General features: G+C 48.2%; 14 protein-coding genes. 9 read left to right on the top strand and 5 right to left on the bottom strand.

The genetic code is table 11. From position 1 onward, the window contains the following. Nucleotides 1-81 precede the first annotated feature (81 nt). The 5 genes from HC352_RS08900 to HC352_RS08880 form a co-directional block, all read right to left on the bottom strand. Nucleotides 82-1407, bottom strand: a complete 1326-nt coding sequence (locus tag HC352_RS08900; RefSeq protein WP_168918527.1) for an aminotransferase-like domain-containing protein — start codon at nt 1405-1407, stop codon at nt 82-84. Nucleotides 1408-1761: 354 nt separating this feature from the next. Then, nucleotides 1762-2709 carry a thioredoxin-disulfide reductase gene (gene trxB / locus HC352_RS08895; protein WP_168918667.1) on the bottom strand — a complete coding sequence of 316 codons (948 nt, stop codon included), beginning with the start codon at nt 2707-2709 and terminating at the stop codon, nt 1762-1764. 67 nt (nt 2710-2776) lie between these two features. Continuing rightward, complete coding sequence (locus tag HC352_RS08890; RefSeq protein ID WP_168918526.1) at nt 2777-4858, bottom strand: protein kinase family protein; 2082 nt, start codon at nt 4856-4858, stop codon at nt 2777-2779. Nucleotides 4859-4911: 53 nt separating this feature from the next. Next, nucleotides 4912-6960, bottom strand: coding sequence for a DUF6049 family protein (locus tag HC352_RS08885; protein WP_168918525.1), 2049 nt, complete (start codon nt 6958-6960; stop codon nt 4912-4914). Beyond that, on the bottom strand, nt 6957-7466 hold the full coding sequence (locus HC352_RS08880; RefSeq protein ID WP_168918524.1) for an NUDIX hydrolase: 510 nt from the start codon (nt 7464-7466) through the stop codon (nt 6957-6959). Before HC352_RS08880 ends, HC352_RS08885 begins: the two co-directional genes overlap by 4 nt. 62 nt (nt 7467-7528) lie before the next feature. Here HC352_RS08880 and HC352_RS08875 point away from each other — a divergent pair, with 62 nt between their 5' ends. From HC352_RS08875 to HC352_RS08835, 9 genes are all read left to right on the top strand, one after another. Continuing rightward, a complete protein-coding gene (locus HC352_RS08875; RefSeq protein WP_168918523.1) occupies nt 7529-9031 on the top strand; it encodes a CCA tRNA nucleotidyltransferase in 1503 nt (500 codons plus the stop codon). Then, nucleotides 9028-10308: an MFS transporter gene (locus HC352_RS08870; RefSeq protein ID WP_168918522.1), complete on the top strand. Its 1281-nt coding sequence runs from the start codon at nt 9028-9030 to the stop codon at nt 10306-10308. Before HC352_RS08875 ends, HC352_RS08870 begins: the two co-directional genes overlap by 4 nt. A gap of 46 nt (nt 10309-10354) precedes the next feature. Further along, nucleotides 10355-11629, top strand: coding sequence for an AI-2E family transporter (locus HC352_RS08865; protein ID WP_168918521.1), 1275 nt, complete (start codon nt 10355-10357; stop codon nt 11627-11629). Nucleotides 11630-11633: 4 nt separating this feature from the next. Then, nucleotides 11634-13781 (top strand): transglycosylase domain-containing protein, encoded by a 2148-nt coding sequence (locus HC352_RS08860; RefSeq protein ID WP_168918520.1) that lies wholly within the window; start codon nt 11634-11636, stop codon nt 13779-13781. Nucleotides 13782-13937: 156 nt separating this feature from the next. Then, nucleotides 13938-14243 carry a 30S ribosomal protein S6 gene (gene rpsF / locus HC352_RS08855; protein WP_168918519.1) on the top strand — a complete coding sequence of 102 codons (306 nt, stop codon included), beginning with the start codon at nt 13938-13940 and terminating at the stop codon, nt 14241-14243. Nucleotides 14244-14261: 18 nt separating this feature from the next. After that, nucleotides 14262-14789, top strand: a complete 528-nt coding sequence (locus HC352_RS08850; RefSeq protein WP_168918518.1) for a single-stranded DNA-binding protein — start codon at nt 14262-14264, stop codon at nt 14787-14789. A gap of 60 nt (nt 14790-14849) precedes the next feature. After that, entirely contained in the window at nt 14850-15086 is a 237-nt protein-coding gene (rpsR, locus tag HC352_RS08845) for a 30S ribosomal protein S18 (RefSeq protein WP_168918517.1), read from the top strand. Nucleotides 15087-15106: 20 nt separating this feature from the next. Beyond that, the gene (rplI, locus tag HC352_RS08840) at nt 15107-15553 is read left to right on the top strand and encodes a 50S ribosomal protein L9 (protein WP_168918516.1); all 447 of its coding nucleotides are present in this window, start codon (nt 15107-15109) and stop codon (nt 15551-15553) included. A gap of 463 nt (nt 15554-16016) precedes the next feature. Further along, the gene (locus HC352_RS08835; protein WP_168918515.1) at nt 16017-22235 is read left to right on the top strand and encodes a Rib/alpha-like domain-containing protein; all 6219 of its coding nucleotides are present in this window, start codon (nt 16017-16019) and stop codon (nt 22233-22235) included. The last annotated feature ends 22 nt before the right edge of the window (nt 22236-22257 follow it).

Raw genomic sequence — 22257 nt, 5'->3', positions numbered from 1 at the left:
CCCAAAGTTTAGAGCTAGTACTTCAGCATTGATACAAAGATAAAAGTACCAGGAGTATATAGCTTATTGATCTAGTGGAAATTAGGATAAATTCTTCAGTTCTTCATCGATGGTCAGCGCTAGACGACGAACACCTTCAGTAATTTGTTCCGGTGTTGGGTAACAGAACGAGAGCCGAATATGATCTGAGCCTTGACCATCGGCATAGAATGCAGTACCTGAAACATAGGCAACACCATGCTCCACAGCGCGTGGTAGCATTTCTCGAGCATTAATTCCTTGAGGGAGTTTTACCCACATATAGAAACCGCCACTAGGAACAGTCCATTCACATTGTGGTAAATACTTTTCAAGAGCCGCATTCATAGCGTTCCGGCGTTCGCAGTACATTGCTCGATACTCTTTAATTTGACCCAACCAGTCGTATGTACGTAAGTATTCTGCAATGGAAAGTTGACCAACCTTCGTTGGTGAAAGTACTGCGTTTTCATTTGCTAGAACAAGCCGAGCTGTGAGTTCTTCACTAGCAAGCGCCCAACCAACACGATAACCCGGGGCGAAAATCTTTGAGAACGAACCTAAGTAGATCACGCCATCTGGATTCCAGTTATAGAGTGCACGATTCGTTTGATCATCGAAGCCAAGCATGCCGTAAGGATTATCTTCTAAAATGATGACCTTATGACGCCGAGCAATCTCAACAACTTGTGGGCGGCGTTCGATGGCCATACATACGCCACCCGGATTGTGGAAATTCGGAACAGTGTAGATAAATTTGACTGGCTTACCTTGCTCTTCAAGTTCAGTCAAAGTGCGTTCGAGCTCTTCAGGAATTAATCCGTGTTCGTCCATTGCTACATGAACTACTTTTGCTTCATGAGCAGCAAATACACCAAGCGCACCAACATAAGATGGTGCTTCAGCAACGATAATGTCTCCAGGATTAACAAGAACTTGAGTGACAATGTCGAGAGCAGCTTGTGATCCGGTGGTCACAGTTATTTGCTCGGCAGAAGCATGTACGCCTTCTTGTTCTAGAAGATGAACGATTTGTTCTCGTAGCTCAAGTTCACCTTGTCCGCCACCATATTGTAAAAGTTGTGTTCCACGTTCACGCACAAGACGTGCAGTCATATCCGCAAGAAAATCGAGTGGGAGACCGGCGATATTCGGCATGCCGCCAGCAAGTGAGACAACCTCTGGGCAATTAGCTACCGCGAAAAGAGAGCGAGTTTCAGATTGTTTAGTGTTGAGTGCGCGACTTGAATACGCGTGTCCCCACATTTCCTCATCAACTTGCGGAGCGAGTGGAGCGAACCCAATACCTGTTTGCTCACCTTGACCGCCGGCAGCGGCGGCAGCGGCGGTGTTGTGGATTATCGTGCTGCCATCCGTATGTTCTGCCATAGCTACTCCTTTGTTGCTCTGCTTTTCTGCAGTGCATCTCTAACGCATCGAATATCTCGGTGCGCAATGCCAGTTTTGATCTTGCTCCCACAAGAGTCGTGAGGTCCTGGCGATTAACTGATAATTGAATTGTTGGAACATGTGTTATACCGTGAGTATTCGTAATTATCGGTTTATAGTTAATGTCAACAATAACCGATTCATACGGTGTTCCTGATAACTCAGGTAAGTCCTGTGATATGTGGCGAGCGATGTCAAAAGAAAATTCACCGAAGATTCTACATATCTAGGTGCAAATAGGTGACCAAGAGCTAGTAAAATACCGAAAAATAATCCCTGAGTCGCTCGTATCCATCAGTTCTGTCCTGCTTCAGCCTCCATATTGATGAGGTAGGCTTCAGCGTCAAGCGCAGCGACACAGCCACTGCCAGCGGCGGTTACTGCTTGCTGGTATGTTGAATCGACAACATCACCACATGCGAAAACGCCAGGAACTGAGGTCTTGGCTGATGGGGAATCAACAATGATATACCCATGGCTGTCACACTCAACCTGTCCTTGAAGTACTCTGGTACGTGGATCGTGACCGATAGCAACGAACATGCCGGAAACGGGAAGGTTTGATGTAGCTCCGGTAACGGTGTCTTCTAATGTTAAAGATTCAAGTCCGCCGGCGCCATTGATCTCTGTAACTTTTGAATTCCAATGAACTTTAATATTGTCAATATCTTCGATGCGCTGAGCCATGACTTTCGAAGCACGCAATTCGTCACGGCGGTGAATGAGATGAACAGTTGAACCAAACCGTGAAAGGAAAATAGCTTCGGTAACAGCGGAATCTCCACCACCAACAACAGCAATTTCTTTACCTTTGAAGAAGAAACCATCGCAAGTAGCACAGAATGAAACACCCTTACCGGAATAAGTTGTTTCGCCTTCAAGGCCGAGCTTACGGTATTCAGAACCGAGTGCTAAGATAACAGTTTTTGCCTGATAAGTTGCATCATCAGTAGTAACGGTCTTAATTTCTGATGAAAAATCGAATGAGATGGCGTCTTCATAGCGGACTTGTGCGCCAAAACGTTCGGCCTGTTGTTGCATACGCATCATGAGTTCTGGACCGAGGATAGGTTCTGGCCAGCCAGGAAAGTTTTCAACCTCGGTTGTGTTCATGAGGGCGCCGCCGGCTTCGAGGCTTCCAGCGAGAACGATTGGGGAAAGACCTGCGCGCCCAGTGTATGTGGCTGCGGTCCATCCAGCAGGGCCAGAGCCAACAATAATGACGTCGTGGACAGTGCTCATGAATACCTCTTCAATAATTGTCATAGATAAATAGTTGTCGTGTATGAAACGTTGCAACTATGTTGTATTATTCCACTGAAATCTCAGCGAGGGAAATACGGTTGGCACCGGTGTGATCAACTGGCAGTTCAGTAAACCAGATGAGAAGGTCTTGGGTGACTGGGTGTTGTTCGAAATCGATAGTTGTAGTTTCGTTGACAGGCCCCTCATAGAGGAGTTCACCTTGAGCTGGATCGGCACCAGTTTTGATTTGTACATTGCCACCAGAGCCAGCAATCGCCAAGACCATCCGTGATACTCGGGTTTCTTCAGTCAGCGTGAGGTGGATTCCGATTCCGGATACATCTCCCATTCCAGGATCTTTGAAATACCAGGATTCCCAGCTAGTTGCAGGGTCTGCATCGATGGTGAGTGGAATACCTTCTGGTGAATTTGGCACGCCACTATCTAGTGCAACATTGGCAGTATCCGGGTCGATAAGCTCTGCTGATGCAATGTGTGGAACAGGCATCGGAACTTCTTCGGATGTATTGCTATGTGTGTGTGGTTTTGGTGGTGTCACCTCTACATCACGTAATGGTTTGAAAAGTCCGGCGAATCCGAAAAATGCAGCAAGCATGATGCCTGCGATAAGGAAAATGATGATGAAGTGCGATGAGTCGAATGAATCAGAATTTTGTTCTTTAGTATCAGCTTCCGTGTTTTTGAAAGGAGCTGATACTTTTTGGATTATTCGGGTAAAGGATTGTTGCCAGTTTGAACCGACTAATCGTGGGATCTTAGAGGTGGATTCTGTGCCGGCAGGAAGGAAGCTAGCAGTAGCAGAAGTATCGTCTTCTGGCAGGACCGCTATTTTTAATTTGATAGGTTCTGCCGGTTCAGCAAGCTCAGCTGGCTCTACGAAGTCATCGGATTCGGCGAGGTCATCGTTTTCATTTTCCTCGGCAGGATCGCTGAGCTCTACGGATTCTGTGGGCAGTGAACTAACTTTAGGCCACTGGGTGGTTGGCAATTGGCTCTCTTGGTCATCTAGTTCGAGAAGTTCAGTGACTTTTTGGGCAGCTTCTTCGGGTGTTTGTGCTGGCAGAACCGGGCTTTTTTCGACGACAAGGTTTTCATCGTCGAATTCTTCCTCATCGGTTTGATCCTCTAAGAGTTCTATGTCAGAGGAATCTGAGGCGTCAGCCTCATCGTCAGCCTCATCGGCTGTATCGCCAGATGAGACATCAGCAAGATCCTGTTCCAGATCATCATCTGATTCACCCTCGAAAACTTTTGGGAACACCGCATTGGAGAAATCTCCCAGTGGTTCATCAGTTGTCCGGTCAGCATCGAGAAAAGATTCTGGGAGTGTGGGTGCGAAAAGGGCTAAGCCAGATGTGTCAATATCATTCCATGGAACGAGTTGTAAAAGAAGCTCGCTGGGGGACTGTGGCGCAGAACTTTGGCGCACGTCGTCAAATAGTTCAGTAAACTCTGCCGGTAGGTTTGGCAGGGCGCTAGCCTCATCGATAAGGTGCGTATCGACGTCGTCGAAAGTTTCACGTGAAACGTCCCGGCCAAGTAGCATTGCTGCCAATAACAACACGATTCCAGTAGTTTCACGCTTATCAAGTTCAGCAGATTCAGTATCTAATGGGATGTTATGCAACGCTGCTTTTACGCCGTATCCATCAATGACGATATTGCCGGCGTCGGTAATAAAAACATCGTGCGGGCTAAGTGCCAGATGACGAATCCCTTGATGGCGAACGGTGTTGATAGCTGAGGTGACCTCTCCGATAACAGAGCGGACGAGGTCAGGATTAATTGGTTTATCGGCTAAAAAGTCAGAAAGAGGACGGCCAGGGGGAAGCTCAGTGAAGATGGCATGTTCATTTTCCCGGCCAACAACGGCAATTGTGGAAACCATGGTTGCGGCAGCATCGCCACCATTATGAAGGTAGGACGTGCGCCGGGCAGCATCAAGAGCTGCTTCTGCGCCAGGGAAATCGGGATCAATGACAAGGGCACGAAGCTGAACAGAACGCGCAGTGTCTCGAGCTATCCACACTGACGTGTGCGGAAACTCTGAGCGTGCAGAGGCGGGATGCATGAGTTCAAAACGATCAGCGATGAGTTGACCGGTGTGGGCGTAAGACGTGCTCACAAATCTCTCCTCGTCATAGATATAACGATAAATAAATATTAATAGTCAAAAGTCTACTCTGAGTTCTGGGAAAGTGGCTTGCTAGCAGTGGCAGAAGCTTGGTGGATGGCGTGGCTAGCAAGTTGTGGATCAACCGGTTCGGAACGTCGTCCATTACGAATAGATTTGATAACACCGAAGATGAATAGCGTGCCGATAAGGAGAGCAACAACAACTGTGCCGGTATTTTCCCAGTTAGCGCGTACCCGTACATGAACTGTGGAAGATTTTCCAAGCGTGAGACCACTGGAGTCAGTTATTGCAACGTCTACGTCAAGATTGCCTGATCCCCAAGCTTCAACGGGTATCGTCACGTGAGTTGTGCTGTGTGCTGGAATCGTGGCGTTAGCAGGTTCAAGTGCGTGTAGTCGTCTATCAGGTGCTGTGAGTGTGACCGTGACATTTACGGGATAGTCGTAGGTGTTCGTAACGTGAATGGGGAGGGAAGAACTTTCAGAAATAAGGTTAATTGTTGATGACGTTTCGACCTTAAGTGCACTGGTATCGATAGTATTCAATGCGGCTGCATAGGCGGCACGTGCTTCGGGGGTGTGACGCCAACTGGTAGAAAAGAAAGCGTTAGCGTGGTTAGCGAGTGTGGTATCAAGTTCATCATTTTGCGGGAATATTGCGGCAAAATGATGAAGTTTGTTCAGGGTTTCGTTATAGTGCGTGAGTTCTTCGTCGGTAAATTCGCCAGGTGAAGGCTGGTTCTCTGGCATTGCTTCGTAGTTGAAATCGACCTGGCGTGAGGCGAGAAGTGAGTTGACGCTACTTGCTTCGTTCCAAGGTGCTTGAGTGAGTGAGGTCAGTGTTTGCCGGGTTTGTTCTGCGTCAGCACCAGTGATCATTCCTCGTTTTGTGATGACGACGACGCCGCGTTGATCGTGTGGTTGTTGGCGGTACAAAATTGCGGAGAGGGCAAGAGAGACTTGCTGACGATCGAGACGGTCCAGCGTGATTGTGTCCTCATCGTGCGTGAGTGTGCCATTGACTGCGTCCGATAATGTGGAGTTAGCGGTGAGTATTGGCATCGAGTTACCGTCAATATCAACACTGGTATGTGCGTGGTCAGTAAAGATCTGCGCTCCGATAGGAGTGAGCTGAGAATCTGGAATGATAGTGCTACTCATTCCAGCAGCGCGAACCGCCCGAAGAGTAGCGATATCGGTAAGTTCCTCAGTGAACCAAACATCAGCTTTCGCCGAAGAGAGATAGTTAGCTATGTGATCTTCGGCGTTGGCATGAACGAAGGCAGGTAAATCGGCGTCATAAGCAGGCAAAGTATGTATTTCGGCGTTTTTCACCGGTGTAGCAAGGCTGATTTTTGGGTCACTAAAGAGTGAGATACCAGGAAAATCCCATTGGCTCAGAAGGGCCTTAGGGTCAGATGCTTCCCCGTCCGTGTGATCGGCGGACGCTGGATTTTCAGTTTTATCCAGCGTACGGGTGATTAACTCGTACGGAGTTGCCGGAGAAGCCGGTAGGTTATTAACAACTGGAACGACGGCCGTGAATTGGCTACGTGGTAGCTCAGTATCGGGAGTGACGACGAGGTAGGACCGATCGGTGAGAACAGAACCATCACTCGTGATTGCGTCAACAGCGATTCCGCGAGGACCCCAAAAATAGGTGGTGTTCTTCCACGAAATATCGTCACGAGGTACGGTTAATGTTTGACTAGTGCTTTGCCCTGCTGGGATAACCAGGTCAGTATTGGTGTGACGTAGCTGGTAACCATAAAGATCTCCACCCATCCATGCTGCTACCTGGGCTGGGTTGGTAGCAGGCCATACTTGGGCGCGGATATTTAATGCGTTGATCGCCAATGGTTCGCTGCCAGGGTTAGTGATGGTGAGGTTCAAAGTGAGATCTTTGCCGGGGGCAAGAGTGGGTTCGCCAACTGAGTCAATGACGATATGGGCTTGATTGGCGTCTTGGTCTTGTCCGCTGAAAGTGGTAGGTAGTGTTTGTGCACTCGCGGTGAGGACCGTGTCCCATGCGGTGAGCGGGGCGAGGGAGAGAAAGACGGCGAGGGTGCCCCTGATGATGCGGTTTTTCATTTTTTCTCCAGGAGTTCGCGTGCAATGCTGACGATGCGCCGTTCGTTGGGGTAGGCAAGACGGTTGGTGACACGGTCCATGCGTACCCATTCGACGAGTTCGGCTTCGTGGTCTGGATCGTTTTCTACGGTAAGTGTGCCGTGGAGGGCTTCGAGAAGGAAATGATGGACGACTTTGTGTACTCGGCGATCATGGCCAGAGAACCAGTAGTCGATAGAGGCAAGGTGGCGTAAAACACGTCCGGTGATTCCGGTTTCTTCACTCACTTCGCGAACGGCTGCTTGTTCGGCAGTTTCGGTTCCTTCAAGGTGTCCTTTTGGAAGGCACCATTCGAGGCGCCCGGCTCGGTTTCGGCGTGCGATAACGGCGATATATGCACGTCCTTCACGTACGGATACAATGACTCCCCCGGCGGAGGTTTCGTTCACTATGGGCAGGGGTGCACGCCGCGCTGAGTGGGTTCGGCGCGGTCCGTTTGGCGGCGGAGCCGGATATTTTCGCGACATAACTTCTACTTCACAGTCGCTGAGAATATGCTTGAGAGCGCCTTTTGTGTCACCCTAAGAGGGTGACTTTAAGCGATTCTGTATTCAATTCTCATACGACGACGACGGACACTGATGTTAATCAGCGTGCCCGGCTACTTACTCAAGCCCATAAGAGGTTGAGTGAGTTGCCTGCGGCAATTCTGGAACTAGGTTCTATTTTCGCACGTAATGGTCATGAATTGGCAATGGTAGGTGGTCCTGTTCGCGATGCGCTTCTTGGCCTGCCGATTCATGACTATGATTTCACGACGTCGGCGCGTCCTGATGAGACGGAGCGGTTGTTAGCTTCGTGGGGTGGAGCGCATTGGGATATTGGCCGAGATTTTGGCACGATTGGCGCCTCCCGAGATGGCCTTGTGGTTGAAGTCACAACTTATCGTACAGAGGAGTATGATGCCGGGTCGCGTAAACCAGGTGTTCATTATGGGGACTCTTTAGAAGGCGATGTGACGCGTCGTGATTTTACGGTAAATGCCATGGCTGTTCGGTTGCCGTCATTGGAGCTAGCCGATACGACGGGTGGTTTAGATGACTTGATTGCTGGAGTATTGCGCACCCCGGTTAGTGCCCGTCAGAGTTTCGACGATGATCCCTTGCGTATTATGCGTGCGGCGCGCTTTGCTGCCCAGCTTGGTTTTACGGTTGCTGATGATGTGCGTGCGGCGATGTCAGATATGGCGTCGCGTTTGGAGATTGTTTCAGTTGAACGTATTCAGGCAGAACTTCATCGATTGATTATTTCGCCGTTCCCACGCCAGGGTTTGGAGCTGTTGGTGCAGACCGGGGTGGCTGATGTGGTTTTCCCGGAGTTGGCGAATTTACGCGATACCGTTGATGAGCATGGTCGGCATAAGGATGTTTACACGCACACGCTAACAGTTTTGGATCAGGCGATGGCGTTAGAAACGGATGAAGAAGGACCAGTACCAGCTCCTGATTTTATTTTGCGTTTTGCGGCTATTATGCATGATATTGGCAAGCCAGCTACTCGCCGCTATGAGCCAGATGGCACGGTAACTTTCCATGCGCACGATATTGTGGGCGCACGGATGGCAGCTAAGCGAATGAAGGCTTTGCGTTTTGATAAGGCGACGACGAAGGCAGTTGCTCGGCTCGTTGAGCTTCATTTGCGTTTTCATGGATATGGTGAGCAGCGTTGGTCTGATTCGGCGGTTCGCCGGTATGTGACGGATGCGGGAGATCAGCTTGAACGGTTGAATCGCTTGACACGTGCCGATGTGACGACGGGTAATAAGCGGAAAGCTCGCTGGTTGGCTGCTGGTATGGATGATTTAGAGCAGCGTATTGCTGAGCTTAAAGAGCGTGAAGAAGTTGATGCGATTCGTCCTGATCTTAACGGCCAGCAGATTATGGAGCTTCTGGGCTTGAAACCGGGTCCTGAGGTTGGTCAGGCATATCACTTCTTGTTGGAGTTACGTATGGAGGAAGGCCCGTTGGGACCGCAGGAGGCAACGAAACGTCTGCTTGCCTGGTGGGAAGATACCAATATTGAGGGTAAATGATAGCGACACTGCAACGTATGTTGCCGTATCCAATTTTTCGCCGTCTGTTATTAGTTCGTCTCATTTCTCAAATAGCTGATGGGCTTTTCCAGGCGGGAGTGGCAACACTTGTGTTGTTTAGCCCCTATCATGCTGCGCAACCGTTGGATGTAGCTTTAGCCTTTGCTGTGATGTTATTGCCTTTTACGTTGTTGGTGCCGTTTGTTGGTCCGTTGTTGGATCGGTGGAATCGTCGCCACATTCTTTTACTGGGTAATCTTGTTCGTGCCGTGGTGATAGGACTGATTGCGCTAGGCGTGTTGTTAGCGCCGGGTAGTCCGATTGTTTTTGTTGGTGCTTTGGTGACATTGGGAATTAACCGATTTATTTTGGCGGCGCTCTCAGCTGGTTTACCGCACACATTGCCATCGCGGTTATTAGTTGTTGCTAATTCTCTTATTCCGACGATTGGTTCGTTCGCGGCGCTTTGTGGAGCGTTGATTGGACTAGTGTTATCAACGACGCTCACAGTTAGCCCGTGGCAACATGTCACCTCGTTGATTCTTGCTGCTTTGTGTTGTTTAGGTGCTAGTTTGACGGCGGGGACGATGAGCCGTGAGAGCCTAGGTCCAGATGAGGTCAAACTCTGGAATTTCTGGGAGGTTATCGGGCAACTTAGGGCCGGTATTTCGCATCTTATCGAGCGCAGAACTCCAGCGTTGGTATTGGGTGTGATGACGATCCAACGCTTCATTTACGGTATTTCGTTGATGATGGTGTTACTGATGAGCCGAAATATGTTAGCTCAGCCAGCGGACCTATCATCGGGCATCGCAGTTTTTGGTGTGGTGATGGCAATGTTTTTTGTTGGCAGTGCTGTTGCGATTGTGGCGACGCCGTTTGCACACCGCAAGATGAGTTCTCATTCGTGGATTATTGTGTGTCTGCTTTTGGGTGTTGTTGCGCAGCTAATATTGGCAATAAGTTACCGTATGCCGGTGGTGATGTGTGTTTTTGGCATTCTCGGGTTAAGTATCCAAGGAACAAAAATAACGATTGACACTATTGTTCAACGCGATACTGGCGATATTTTTCGGGGCCGGGCGTTTTCGTTGTATGACATGCTTTTCAACGCTGCTTTTGTTGCTGCTTTTCTTTGTGGGGCGGCAGTTTTACCGGTAACTGGCTGGTCAGTTGTTGTTTGTGTGGTATGTGCCGCAGGTTATGGTGCTGTTGGTTTCAGTTATGCCATTGCGGTGCTTTGTTTATCGGGTTCGCGTTGTGTTTTGGCACAATAGAAAGTGCGTATAGTTTGATACGCAGTATTTTTCCAGGGAGGGCACTGTGAGCCAACAGAACCATGATGATGACGGTTACGTCGATTCTACGGCTGACCATGAGCACAATAGTGAATCTGTTGTTGATATTCATACTAACGGGTTCATGATCCTGAGTGTTTTAGCATTAACGACGATTGTGGGTATTGGGGTACATTCAGTCGCTGATGTTTTCACCCCGCTCTTTTTGGCATTTACTGTGGTTTTAGCGGTTCGCCCTTTGGGACGGTTCTTGATGCGGTGGAGTTTCCCTGCCTGGTTGGCTGCTTTGACGACGCTGGTTTTAACATTGGCGATTATTGCTGGGTTATTAGGAATGACGGTGTGGTCATTGACGCCGGTTCCAGATCTGGTCTTGGCCTATTCGGCAAAGTTTGAAGCAACAATGAGCGGGTTTCTCCAATGGTTGCAGTCTCAGGGGCTGAATACTCGAGATTTGGCTTCTTATGCTAATCAGATCAATGTCAATTCGATTGTTTCATGGACGTGGAGTCTTGTTGGTGGCATTTTCTCTTTTGGTGGCTTGCTTTCTATTGTGGCAATCGCTGCGTTCTTTTTGACGATCGATACGACGGTGACGCGTTCGCGTTCGAAGATTATCAACAAAGACCATTGGAATATGGGTGAAGCACTTCGTGGTTTTGAACGCCGGGTTCGTCACTATTGGATTGTGACAACTGTTTTCGGTCTTGTTGTAGCTTTTGTTGACGGTGTGGTGTTGGAATGGATGAGTATTCCATTGGCATGGTCATGGGCTTACTGGGCTTTTATCACCAACTATGTGCCTAATATTGGTTTTGTTATCGGTGTTATTCCCCCTATGCTTATTGGTCTTTTGGATTCGGGTTGGCAAACCATGTTGTGGGTTTTTGTGGCCTATACGGTGATTAACGTAGTCATCCAGACGTTAATCCAGCCAAAGATGACTGGCGATATTGTGGGACTTTCGCCGTCTGTCACGTTCTTTTCTTTGATTGTGTGGACGTCAATTGTGGGGATGTTGGGGTCCATTCTTGCGGTTCCGTTAACATTGTTCTTTAAGGCGTTGTTAGTTGATTCTGATCCACGTACTCGTTGGCTTGACGTGTACTTGATATCGGAAAACGAGGCGGCGCGCCGTCGTCGAGATGGCTATTATGATACGCAAATCACTCCGGAAGATACCGTTCCCGATATTATTAATCCACTGACTGAACTCGAACGTAAGGCTCGGATGCGGTATCGTCCAAAACTTGAGGCGATTAGCCGTCAGTTGAAGCGACCGTCGAAGAAAGAAGGCTGAAGGCGTGACTTCGAAGAAAAAAGCTAAGCGGGTACGTAAACATGGCTGGAACTATCCTCGTGCGGGACTTGGTCCAGTGCGGCGTTGGATGCCGTCGTGGCGATTTATTCTAGGTACGTTCTTCACCTCGATTGCGTTGGGGCTGGGCGCTTTTGTGGGCTTATATGTGGCCATTGATGTGCCTGAACCTGATGATTTTGCGTTAGCGCAAGCCACGGATGTTTATTATGCAGATGGATCGCAGAAGCTGGGAACATTTGCGGAAGCAGATCGTAAATCGATGGAGTTGACGCAGATTTCTCCGTATGTGCAACATGCGGTGATTGCTTCTGAAGATCGGCGATTTTATGAGAATAACGGAATTGATCCGAAGGGTATTTTGCGGGCCTTGTGGAATAACATTCAAGGTCAGCCTACCCAAGGCGGTTCCACGTTAACTCAACAGTATGCGGAGCGTTACTATACTGGGCAAAACTCCTCGCTTACCGGCAAGGTTCGGGAAGCTATTTTGGCGATTAAAATTGATCGGGAGCAATCGAAGGATCAGATTCTTAATAGCTATTTGAATACGATTTATTTTGGTCGTGGGGCGTATGGAATTGAGTCGGCAGCGCAAAAATATTTTGGTGTATCGGCACAAGATATAACGTTGGGGCAAGCGGCAGTATTAGCTGCTGTTATTCCGGCCCCGTCCGCGTGGGATCCAGCGGTTGATCCGGATACTGCAAAGGTGAAGTTTGACCGGGTTTTGCGCCGGATGGTGGAAGATGAGTGGATTACTCAAGAAGAAGCTGATGCTACCCAGTTCCCAGAAACGTTAGATCCTGCAACGAGCCAGTCGGATTTGAGTGGCACTAAGGGTTATTTGTTGCAAGAAGTGCGCCAGGAACTGGTGCGTGATGCGGGGTTTACTGAGGAACAGATTGATCGTGGCGGTTATACGATTACGACGACGATTGATCCGGTTAAGCAGCAAGCTGCGGTGGATGCGGTTAATGGGCTACCAGAAGATCGGCCAGATAATAACCAGATAGGGTTGATGTCGGTTGATCCAGCTACTGGGGAAACAGTGGCAATGTATGGTGGCCGGGATTTTGGTGTTCGCCAGCGTAATAGTGCTACTCAGGATCGGGCCCAAGCTGGTTCGGTGTTTAAGATTTTTGGTATTGCGGCAGCAATGAAGGCTGGTATTCCGCCGTATCAGACGTATGCTTCGCCGTCGCCTTATACGCTTCCAGGTACGGATATTACGTTTAATAATTTTGCCAATATTGGTTATGGTCAGTTGAGTTTGCGTGACATGGCGGCGTATTCGGTTAATACTGGATTTATTCAGCTCAATGAGAAGATTGGACCGTCTGCTACTGCGAAGATGGCTGTTGATTTGGGCTTACCGAAGGATTTGGTGGGCTTGGACAATAATGTGGGTAATATTTTAGGTTCAGCCGCGCCGACGGCGAAGGAGATGGCGCGGGCGTTAGCTACGTTAGCTAATGGCGGTAAGCGGCTTCATGCGGTTCATATTGTGCGTGAAGTTAAAGATAGTAATGGCAACGTGATTTATCGTGGGAATACGGCTAGTGAGCAAGTTATTTCAACTGAGGTTGCAACGTTAACGTCTCATGTTTTACAAGGTGGTATCGCTTCGTATGGGACAGCCGCGAAACTTTCGGTGTTACATCGTGATATTGCGGCGAAAACTGGTACGTCGACAGGGCCGCGTTCAGCTTGGGTTGCTACGTTTACCCCGGACTTGGTGACGGTTGTTGATATGTATCAGGTGGGCGAAGATGGTAGTGAAGAAGAGCTAACACCATTTGGTGGTATCAAGTTAATTTCAGGTTCGAGTTGGCCTACCCAGGTTGCGTTGGATTATTTGCAGGTGGCATTTGAGGGGATGGATAAGGTGAAGTTCCCCGATGCGCAGAAGATTATTGATCGGAAGTATCCGCGTCCGAAACCGGTTGAAGAGGAAAAAGAAGAAGAAAAAGCGCCGGTTGAAGAAGAAGTACCTGCGCCAGTGCCGGCTCCAGCACCAGCACCGGTTGAGCCACCAAGCTCAGATGTTGAGGGGCAGCAACCAGGCCCACAAGTACCTGGTGATGATGGCGGTGTTCCGGCTCCGCAGCCGCCGGGTCAGGAAAATCAGTAAGAGTGAGCAGAACGATAGTGCTGTGTGGGGAAAACCGCACAGCACTATCGGCTTTCTTCCGGTAGCATTGTTGCTAGTGCGTCCAATACGCACAGCATGACCCTCCTGTCATGGAAAGACCATGACCGTATTTAGTCCAAAGGAGGTGGGTACAACATGCGTCAGTATGAGATGATGATCATTCTCGATCCTGAAACCGATGAGCGTACTCTCCAGGGAACCCTAGAGAAGCTACTCGCCGTCGTCCCATCTGAGGGTGGCACCCTCGATAAGGTGGATATCCTTGGTAAGCGTCGTCTCGCTTACCCGATTAACAAGAAGTCCGAAGGTATTTACGTGGTGGTTTACATGACTGCTACGCCAGCTACTGCTCAGGAACTTGATCGCCAGCTCGGCCTTAATGAGTCGATTATGCGCACCAAGCTTCTTCGCTTTGAGCCAGTTGCTGTTACCGAAGCCTGATAGAAACTGGAGTAAACCATGGCAGGCGAACCGATTATCACCGTCGTCGGAAATCTCACCGCAGATCCGGAACTAAAGTACGTTGGCTCGGGTACGCCGGTTGCCTCGTTTACCGTGGCATCTACTCCGCGTAACCTGAACCGGCAAACAAACGAATGGGAAGATGGTGAAGCCATGTTCATTCGTTGTTCTGTTTGGCGCGAATATGCGGAAAACGTTACCGAATCGCTCTCGAAGGGGATGCGGGTTGTGGTAACTGGCAAACTTCAGGTACGTAACTATCAGCGTCAAGATGGATCGCAAGGGACATCGATTGAGATGCAGGTAGATGAAGTAGGGCCATCGTTGCGTTATGCCACTGCACAAGTGACTCGTTCACAAGGTGGCGGTAATCGTGGCGGATTCAATCAAGGTGGATATAACCAGGGAGGTGCCCCGCAACAGGGCCGCGCTTCCTACGATGCTCCGGCCGGCGGATCGGCTTACGATCCGTGGGGTCAGGCACCAGCTGGTGGCTCGTCGTTTGACGATGCGCCGCCGTTCTAAGACTTTTTGAAATATTCTGGCTAGGTGCTGGTTTATTTCGTAATCGAAAGAGGAATCACAATGGCAAAGCCTGTATTGCGCAAGCCAAAGAAGAAGTCCAATCCGTTGAAGGCAGCGAAGGTCGCCGCTATCGACTACAAGGACACCGCAACCCTACGTAAGTTCATTTCTGATCGTGGCAAGATTCGTTCGCGTCGCGTTACTGGGGTTTCTGTTCAAGAGCAGCGTCAGATCGCTCGTGCAGTAAAGAATGCACGCGAAATGGCTCTTCTCCCATACACGAGCTCAGCTCGCTGATCGAGAGAGGAAGAAAAATTATGAAGATTATCCTCACTCACGAAGTTGAGAAGCTAGGTGGCGCTGGTGAAGTTGTCACCGTTAAGGATGGTTACGCTCGTAACTTCCTCATCCCACGTGGTTACGCCACAGTGTGGACGAAGGGCGCCCAGCGTCAGATTGATCAGATCGCCGAGTCACGCCGTAAGCGGGCGACTGAAGATATTGAGCAGGCTCGCGAGATCCGCGAAGCTCTCGAAGCTACCGTTTTGACCATCACCAAGACTGCTGGTGCAAACGGCCGTCTCTTCGGTGCTGTGACAACTGCTGATGTTGCTGTTGCAGCATCCGACGTTGCCGGCAAGCCAGTTGATCGCCGCTCGGTCAACCTGCACACCAACATTAAGTCTGTTGGTGAATACAGTGGTCAGATCAAGCTTCATACTGAGGTTGTAGCTAGTATTAAGATCGCTGTTATTGCCGCGTAAAATTTGTGGTTTTCACCACAAAATGAGATGCGGTGGTATGGATCAAAAGTCCTGCCACCGCATTTTTATTCGCTTTTACCGCAGGAGTCTGTTGTACTATAACTGTTTGTAAGATAAGCGTTGAGGTAATATGGGAATATGTTTTTCCGCACTAGCGCAAGAAAATGAATTGAACTATCTTTCCCTATATGCGAGGATTAAGTATCTGTCTTTACGTATGTTTATCGAGATTTATGTAAAGGCATAGGTTTTGGGATAGTAGTCCTAAGAACTGAGACGTATCACATGCGTCGTTCTCAGGATTGAGTTTTTGAGGGTGAAAAGGAGTCGAGATCGTTTTAACGGTCTCTAGGCATAGTGGTAAAGGATCGTTGTCTCCCGGATCCTAGATTTCAAGACTCAATTGAGTATTGATAAGGAAGGAACACTAAGAGTGTCATTAAATTTAACAAATAGATACAGTTTGAGGGGGAGCATATCTGTTAAGCGCTGGCGTAAGCCAGTGGCCTTACTGGGAACAGTAGGTTTACTTAGCGGTATGTTCTTATCCGGAGCTTTAAGCTCGCCCTCCTACGCAGCGACCAATCTACTCACTGCTAATCAGCCATTAGCAAGTGATTCAGATCGTTATCTTGGTCAGGAAGTTATCGAATCTGCAGTTGCTAATCCGAAAGATCCACGTACAATCACCGGTACTGTGCGAATTGAAGGTAGCCAAGAGGGTGGTGCGTCGACATATAACATCAGTGCTTATAAAAAGGATCAGCCGTTAGAAGGTGCTACTGTTTACGCTCAGTGGTCTGATGGTGTTAGCGGTCTTCTTTCTCCGATTTACAAGACTAAATCTGATGCAAACGGTGTTTTCACCATCAAGTTTGAAGATTTCTTCAATGGATTTAATGATCGCCGTACATTCGATGCAAACGCAAAAACAGCAGGCGGTGGCTATGAAAAGATTAGGATTTGGGCAGATGCCCCTGAAGGCTCAGATCTTCAATTTTTCTGGGCTTATGGACAATCCTTTGTGCCAAAAGCTCTGATCGAAGATTCGGGTTATGGTGGTGTAGGTTGGGCTCCCGTTCAACATTTTGTTGAAGGCATCAATGTGTTCTTCTCTCCACGTCCTAAAGCTGATGATTATGCTGGTATGCATAAGCCAAAGTCTGAGTGGAAAACTACAAATATCCGTGATGAAAACGGTTTTGGTCAGCTGACAGGAAAAGTATTTTGGGAAAATGGCGGTGGTGGCGCTGTTAAACTTAGTTGGGAAAATGCTCACCTGTATCAGCGTGACTACGATAAATCTATTGGTGGACAGAAGATTGTTGCATCATATTTAACTGATCATGCTATTGATGCGATAATAAAACATTTTGAAGATGTCAAAGCAGTCGATTTCCCGAATGTTCAAAAATTTCGCGATAATAAGTGGACTGTTGAATATGAAGACAAGCTTCAAAACTGGATAAAGGATCAGATTAAAACACATCCAGAATGGATCGCTGAATCTGTTATTGGTACCTCTGGTACTGACGGTAAATATATTGTTCAATTCAATGGTTTATACGGTCAATGGCCAGGAAATTGTGGCAATGTTCCAGCTGAAAAGTGTGATACTGTAGCAAACTCCCCTAATGACGGTGACTGGAATCAGGATAAAGTTCTGAAAAGGACTCAAAATGATAAACATGTCAACTGGGAATGGATGAATGTATCACTTGTCCAAGAAGATGAAAATGGCGAGGTTACACTAGGTCCGGTACCTGGTGTCAGCTTTAGAGACCCATGGCTTGGTGGCCGTTGGTCTGGTCGCTACGGGTTCGTATTCGGAAACACCTATACTTCAGTTGAGCAATCTAATTCTAGAGCATGGTCAGCAGTAAACTACTTATCAGATAGTGCCGGTTCGGCTAATTTCTGGCAAAACGTAGATTTTACTATGTCTTTAGCGAATCCCCAATTTGCGATTATTGATTATAATACTTCTGATCGCCCAGCTAATCCAGGTGTTACTGTTAAAACCACTGCAACAGGTCTCCCACCTATTGGTAATCAAAAGTATGCTATTAAGTGGAAAGCTGTTGACGTCTCAGGTAAAGCAATAACAGTTGACGATAAGTGTGAAAATCTAGAACCTTCAATTAAAGGTGTGTTACCGTCGTGTGATATAACCGTTCCTACAAATGCCACTGATGGAACTGTATATACGGCTGAACTTTATCCAATTTCAGATGATGGTACGTACGCTGAAGATTCACGTATAGCCCTAGATGCATTTATAGTTCAACGAGTAGTTCAAGGGTCGAAATATGATGAACTGGAAGAGCTAAAGCTCTTCCCGCAGGATGGTCTTAAAGTTACGGCCGATAGTCTTCCTAATGGCTTAACTCTCGCAGAAGACGGTACAGTATCCGGTAAGCCATCTGCTGCTGGTTCTACTACGGTTAAGCTCAACGTAGAATACAAGGTTGGTCAGGAAACACGAAATACTGTTGTCTACCGTGAATTTATCGTAACGGACACTCCACTTGCTGAGGGAAGTGTTGGTACTAATTACGAACAAGCTGTGAAGCCAATTGGCTTCCGTGCGCCTGCTGATGCAGACGATCAGTCGACACCTAATGTTGATGAGACGAGTGGTTATACCATTGAAGGTGATGTAACTGTTTCTGATCTTCCTGAAGGTTTGACTTATTCTAACGGTATAATTTCTGGCGTTCCAGAAGTAGAAAATACTGCTAGTGAAGATCAGCCAAATGTGCGAGTTGAATACACGTTACGCCATAGTAACGGTTCATCTTTATATGTTGTTGATATGGTTCCGCTAAAAATTAGTAAATCTCTTATCACAACGCAGTGGACTCCTGCTTATGAACCAAAAGATGTTATCGCAGGTAACGCAATGACATCTACTCCAACCTTCGATGATGTTACTACTGCAGATAGTGTCGAGAAGGCGAATGCTCCTGATGGTACAACCTTCAAGTTGGCTGACGGTGCTCCAGTTGCTGCTTCAATTAACGAAGCAACTGGTGTAGTTACTTACACAGCTCCAGCTGATGCTACGACGGAATCGGTATCTGTTCCTGTCATCGTGACATATAAGGACGGGTCAACTGATGAAGTTAATGCTGTCTTTAACATCAAAGCCGACCAAGATGGCGATGGTGTTCCTGATGGTGAGGATAAGTGTCCTGATGTAGCTGGTCCTGCTGAGAATGCTGGTTGTCCGTGGGCTAATACTCTTGATCCGAAGTATGAAGATGGTGCTGGTAAGCCAGGTGATACTGTTGAGATTGCAGTTCCGACTTTCGATAAGGTAGAAACGGCAGACACTATTGAAACTGATCCAGCTCCACAGAATACTACGTATGTTAAGGGTGATAGTGCACCAGATGGTGTAACTGTTAATCAAGATGGTTCGATTTCGGTTGTTGTTCCAGGTGATGCAAAGCCAGGTTCAACAATTACGGTTCCGGTAGTTGTTACCTATCCTGATAATTCGAAAGATCATGTCAACGTAACCGTTACCGTTAAGCAACCATTGGTGGATCTTGAAACAGTTGACGGTCTTGGCGATATTGCAGATCAGACTGTTACCGAAGGTACACCAATTGCTATTGTTCATGTTGTTCCTGACAATAAGGATGCAACAATCGAAGTAACGGGACTACCAAACGGAGTTACTTACAACACCGCTGACAAGACCATAACGGGTTCACCTAAGTTCACAGATTGGTCCGATAATGAAACTGAGCGCGCTGTCGAAGTAACTGTTAAGGTAACAAATCCTAACGGGTCAACTGTGACTAAGAAGTTCACAATCACAGTTAAGCGTGATTCTGATGGTGATGGTGTTCCAGATCCGAAGGATCCGGCCAATCCGCAAGACGGTGAGGACAAGTGCCCTGATACTCCTGAGGCTGATAAGGATAAGGTAGATGAGCATGGTTGTACTATTGCTCAGCTCTGGAGTCCTTCTTATGCTCCAAAGGACGTTATCGCTGGTCAAAAGGTAACTTCTGATCCGATGTTTGATAATCTTCAGACTGAAGAAGTAGAGACTGGTGCTGCTCCTGAGAACACGAAGTTTGGTCTTGGTGAGAATCCTCCAGCTGGTGCCACGATTACCATGGAACACGGCATGATCTCATACACACCTCCTGCTGACACTCCAACAAGCCCTGTTGAAGTTCCTGTTAAGGTCACTTATTCAGACGGTTCTACTGCTGTCGTGAATGCTGTCTTTAACGTTAAGGGCGATTCTGATGGTGATGGTGTTCCTGATCCGAAGGATCCGGCTAATCCTAAGCCTGGTGAGGATAAGTGTGCGAATACTCCTGCTGGTGCAACTGTTGATGCTAATGGTTGTGCTGTTGCGCCGACTGTTGGTGATGTTCCTGAGGTGATGGGTGAGAAGGGCAAGGAGATTACTCCTGTTGTTGTTCTTGTCGAGAATCCTGGTAAGGTTACCGATCTTGTTTGCAAGGCTGAAGGTCTTCCTGCTGGTTTGACTGTTGCTTATGATGAGGCTAAGGGTGGCTGTGTCATCTCTGGTACTCCAACTGAGGATACTGTGAAGGATCAGCCTTTTACCGTGACGGTTGAGTTTAATAAGCCTGATGGTGATAAGGGTGCTGGTGATCCGATTGAGGAGACTGGTAAGGTGAACATCACTCTTCCAGCTCTTGATATTAATCCTGATACCGCTTCGAAGGATTCTGATGGTGATGGTGTTCCTGATCCGAAGGATCCAAACGATCCGCAGCCTGGTGAGGATAAGTGTGCGAATACTCCTGCTGGTGCAACTGTTGATGCTAATGGTTGTGCTGTTGCGCCGACTGTTGGTGATGTTCCTGAGGTGATGGGTGAGAAGGGCAAGGAGATTACTCCTGTTGTTGTTCTTGTCGAGAATCCTGGTAAGGTTACCGATCTTGTTTGCAAGGCTGAAGGTCTTCCTGCTGGTTTGACTGTTGCTTATGATGAGGCTAAGGGTGGCTGTGTCATCTCTGGTACTCCAACTGAGGATACTGTGAAGGATCAGCCTTTTACCGTGACGGTTGAGTTTAATAAGCCTGATGGTGATAAGGGTGCTGGTGATCCGATTGAGGAGACTGGTAAGGTGAACATCACTCTTCCAGCTCTTGATATTAATCCTGATACCGCTTCGAAGGATTCTGATGGTGATGGTGTTCCTGATCCGAAGGATCCAAACGATCCGCAGCCTGGTGAGGATAAGTGTGCGAATACTCCTGCTGGTGCAACTGTTGATGCTAATGGTTGTGCTGTTGCGCCGACTGTTGGTGATGTTCCTGAGGTGATGGGTGAGAAGGGCAAGGAGATTACTCCTGTTGTTGTTCTTGTCGAGAATCCTGGTAAGGTTACCGATCTTGTTTGCAAGGCTGAAGGTCTTCCTGCTGGTTTGACTGTTGCTTATGATGAGGCTAAGGGTGGCTGTGTCATCTCTGGTACTCCAACTGAGGATACTGTGAAGGATCAGCCTTTTACCGTGACGGTTGAGTTTAATAAGCCTGATGGTGATAAGGGTGCTGGTGATCCGATTGAGGAGACTGGTAAGGTGAACATCACTCTTCCAGCTCTTGATATTAATCCTGATACCGCTTCGAAGGATTCTGATGGTGATGGTGTTCCTGATCCGAAGGATCCAAACGATCCGCAGCCTGGTGAGGATAAGTGTGCAGACACTCCTAAGGGTGCTGATGTAGATGAGAATGGTTGTGCTCTAGCACCTTCCGTGGAAGGTGACCTTCCAACCATCAACGGTCAGATTGATACTCCAATCAAGGACATTGTTATCCCAATCCAGAATCCTGGAAAGGCTACCGACCTTGTATGTAAGGCTGAAGGTCTTGCTGCAGGCCTGACCATCAAGTACGTCGAAGGTAAGGGCTGTGTCATCTCTGGTACTCCAACTGAGACAAAGGATGGCGACTACACGATCACGATTGAATCCAAGCGTCCAGACGGCGACAAGGGTGCAAACACCCCAATCGTCAAGGACTCCGGAAAGATCAAGATCACCGAAGGCCCAGCTGCTCCAAATTGGGAAGACAAGACTGGTCACGCAGGTGACGAGATTGTCGTTCCAAATATTGGTGGAGATGTTCCTGGTGGTACAACCATCGAGACTGAAGGTCCTGGTAAGGGCATGCTTGACAAGGATGGCTCCATCAAGGTAACCATCGATGACAATGCAAAGCCTGGCGACAAGATCATCGTTACCGTGAAGGACAAGGACGGCAAGGTTATCGATACCGTCACCATCACTGTTACCGAGAAGCCAGCTGCTCCAAATTGGGAAGACACCACTGGTAAGGCCGGCGACGAGATTGTCGTTCCAAATATTGGTGGAGATGTTCCTGGTGGTACAACCATCGAGACTGAAGGTCCTGGTAAGGGCATGCTTGACAAGGATGGCTCCATCAAGGTAACCATCGATGACAATGCAAAGCCTGGCGACAAGATCATCGTTACCGTGAAGGACAAGGACGGCAACGTCCTCGACACCATCACAGTAACCGTGGCTGAAACCCCACAGGCACCAGTAGTTAAGAAGTCAGGATTGGCTAAGACCGGTCTAGACCTCAACATACTGGCACTCCTAGGTCTCGGAACAGTACTTGCTGGCGCGGTTGCAATCCGTCGCCGCAAGGAAAGCTGAAATCCTACAAGTAATAACTAAA

The organism is Arcanobacterium buesumense (assembly GCF_012563545.1).
Classification (GTDB): domain Bacteria; phylum Actinomycetota; class Actinomycetes; order Actinomycetales; family Actinomycetaceae; genus Arcanobacterium; species Arcanobacterium buesumense.
This window is presented reverse-complemented; position numbering and strand designations above follow the sequence as displayed.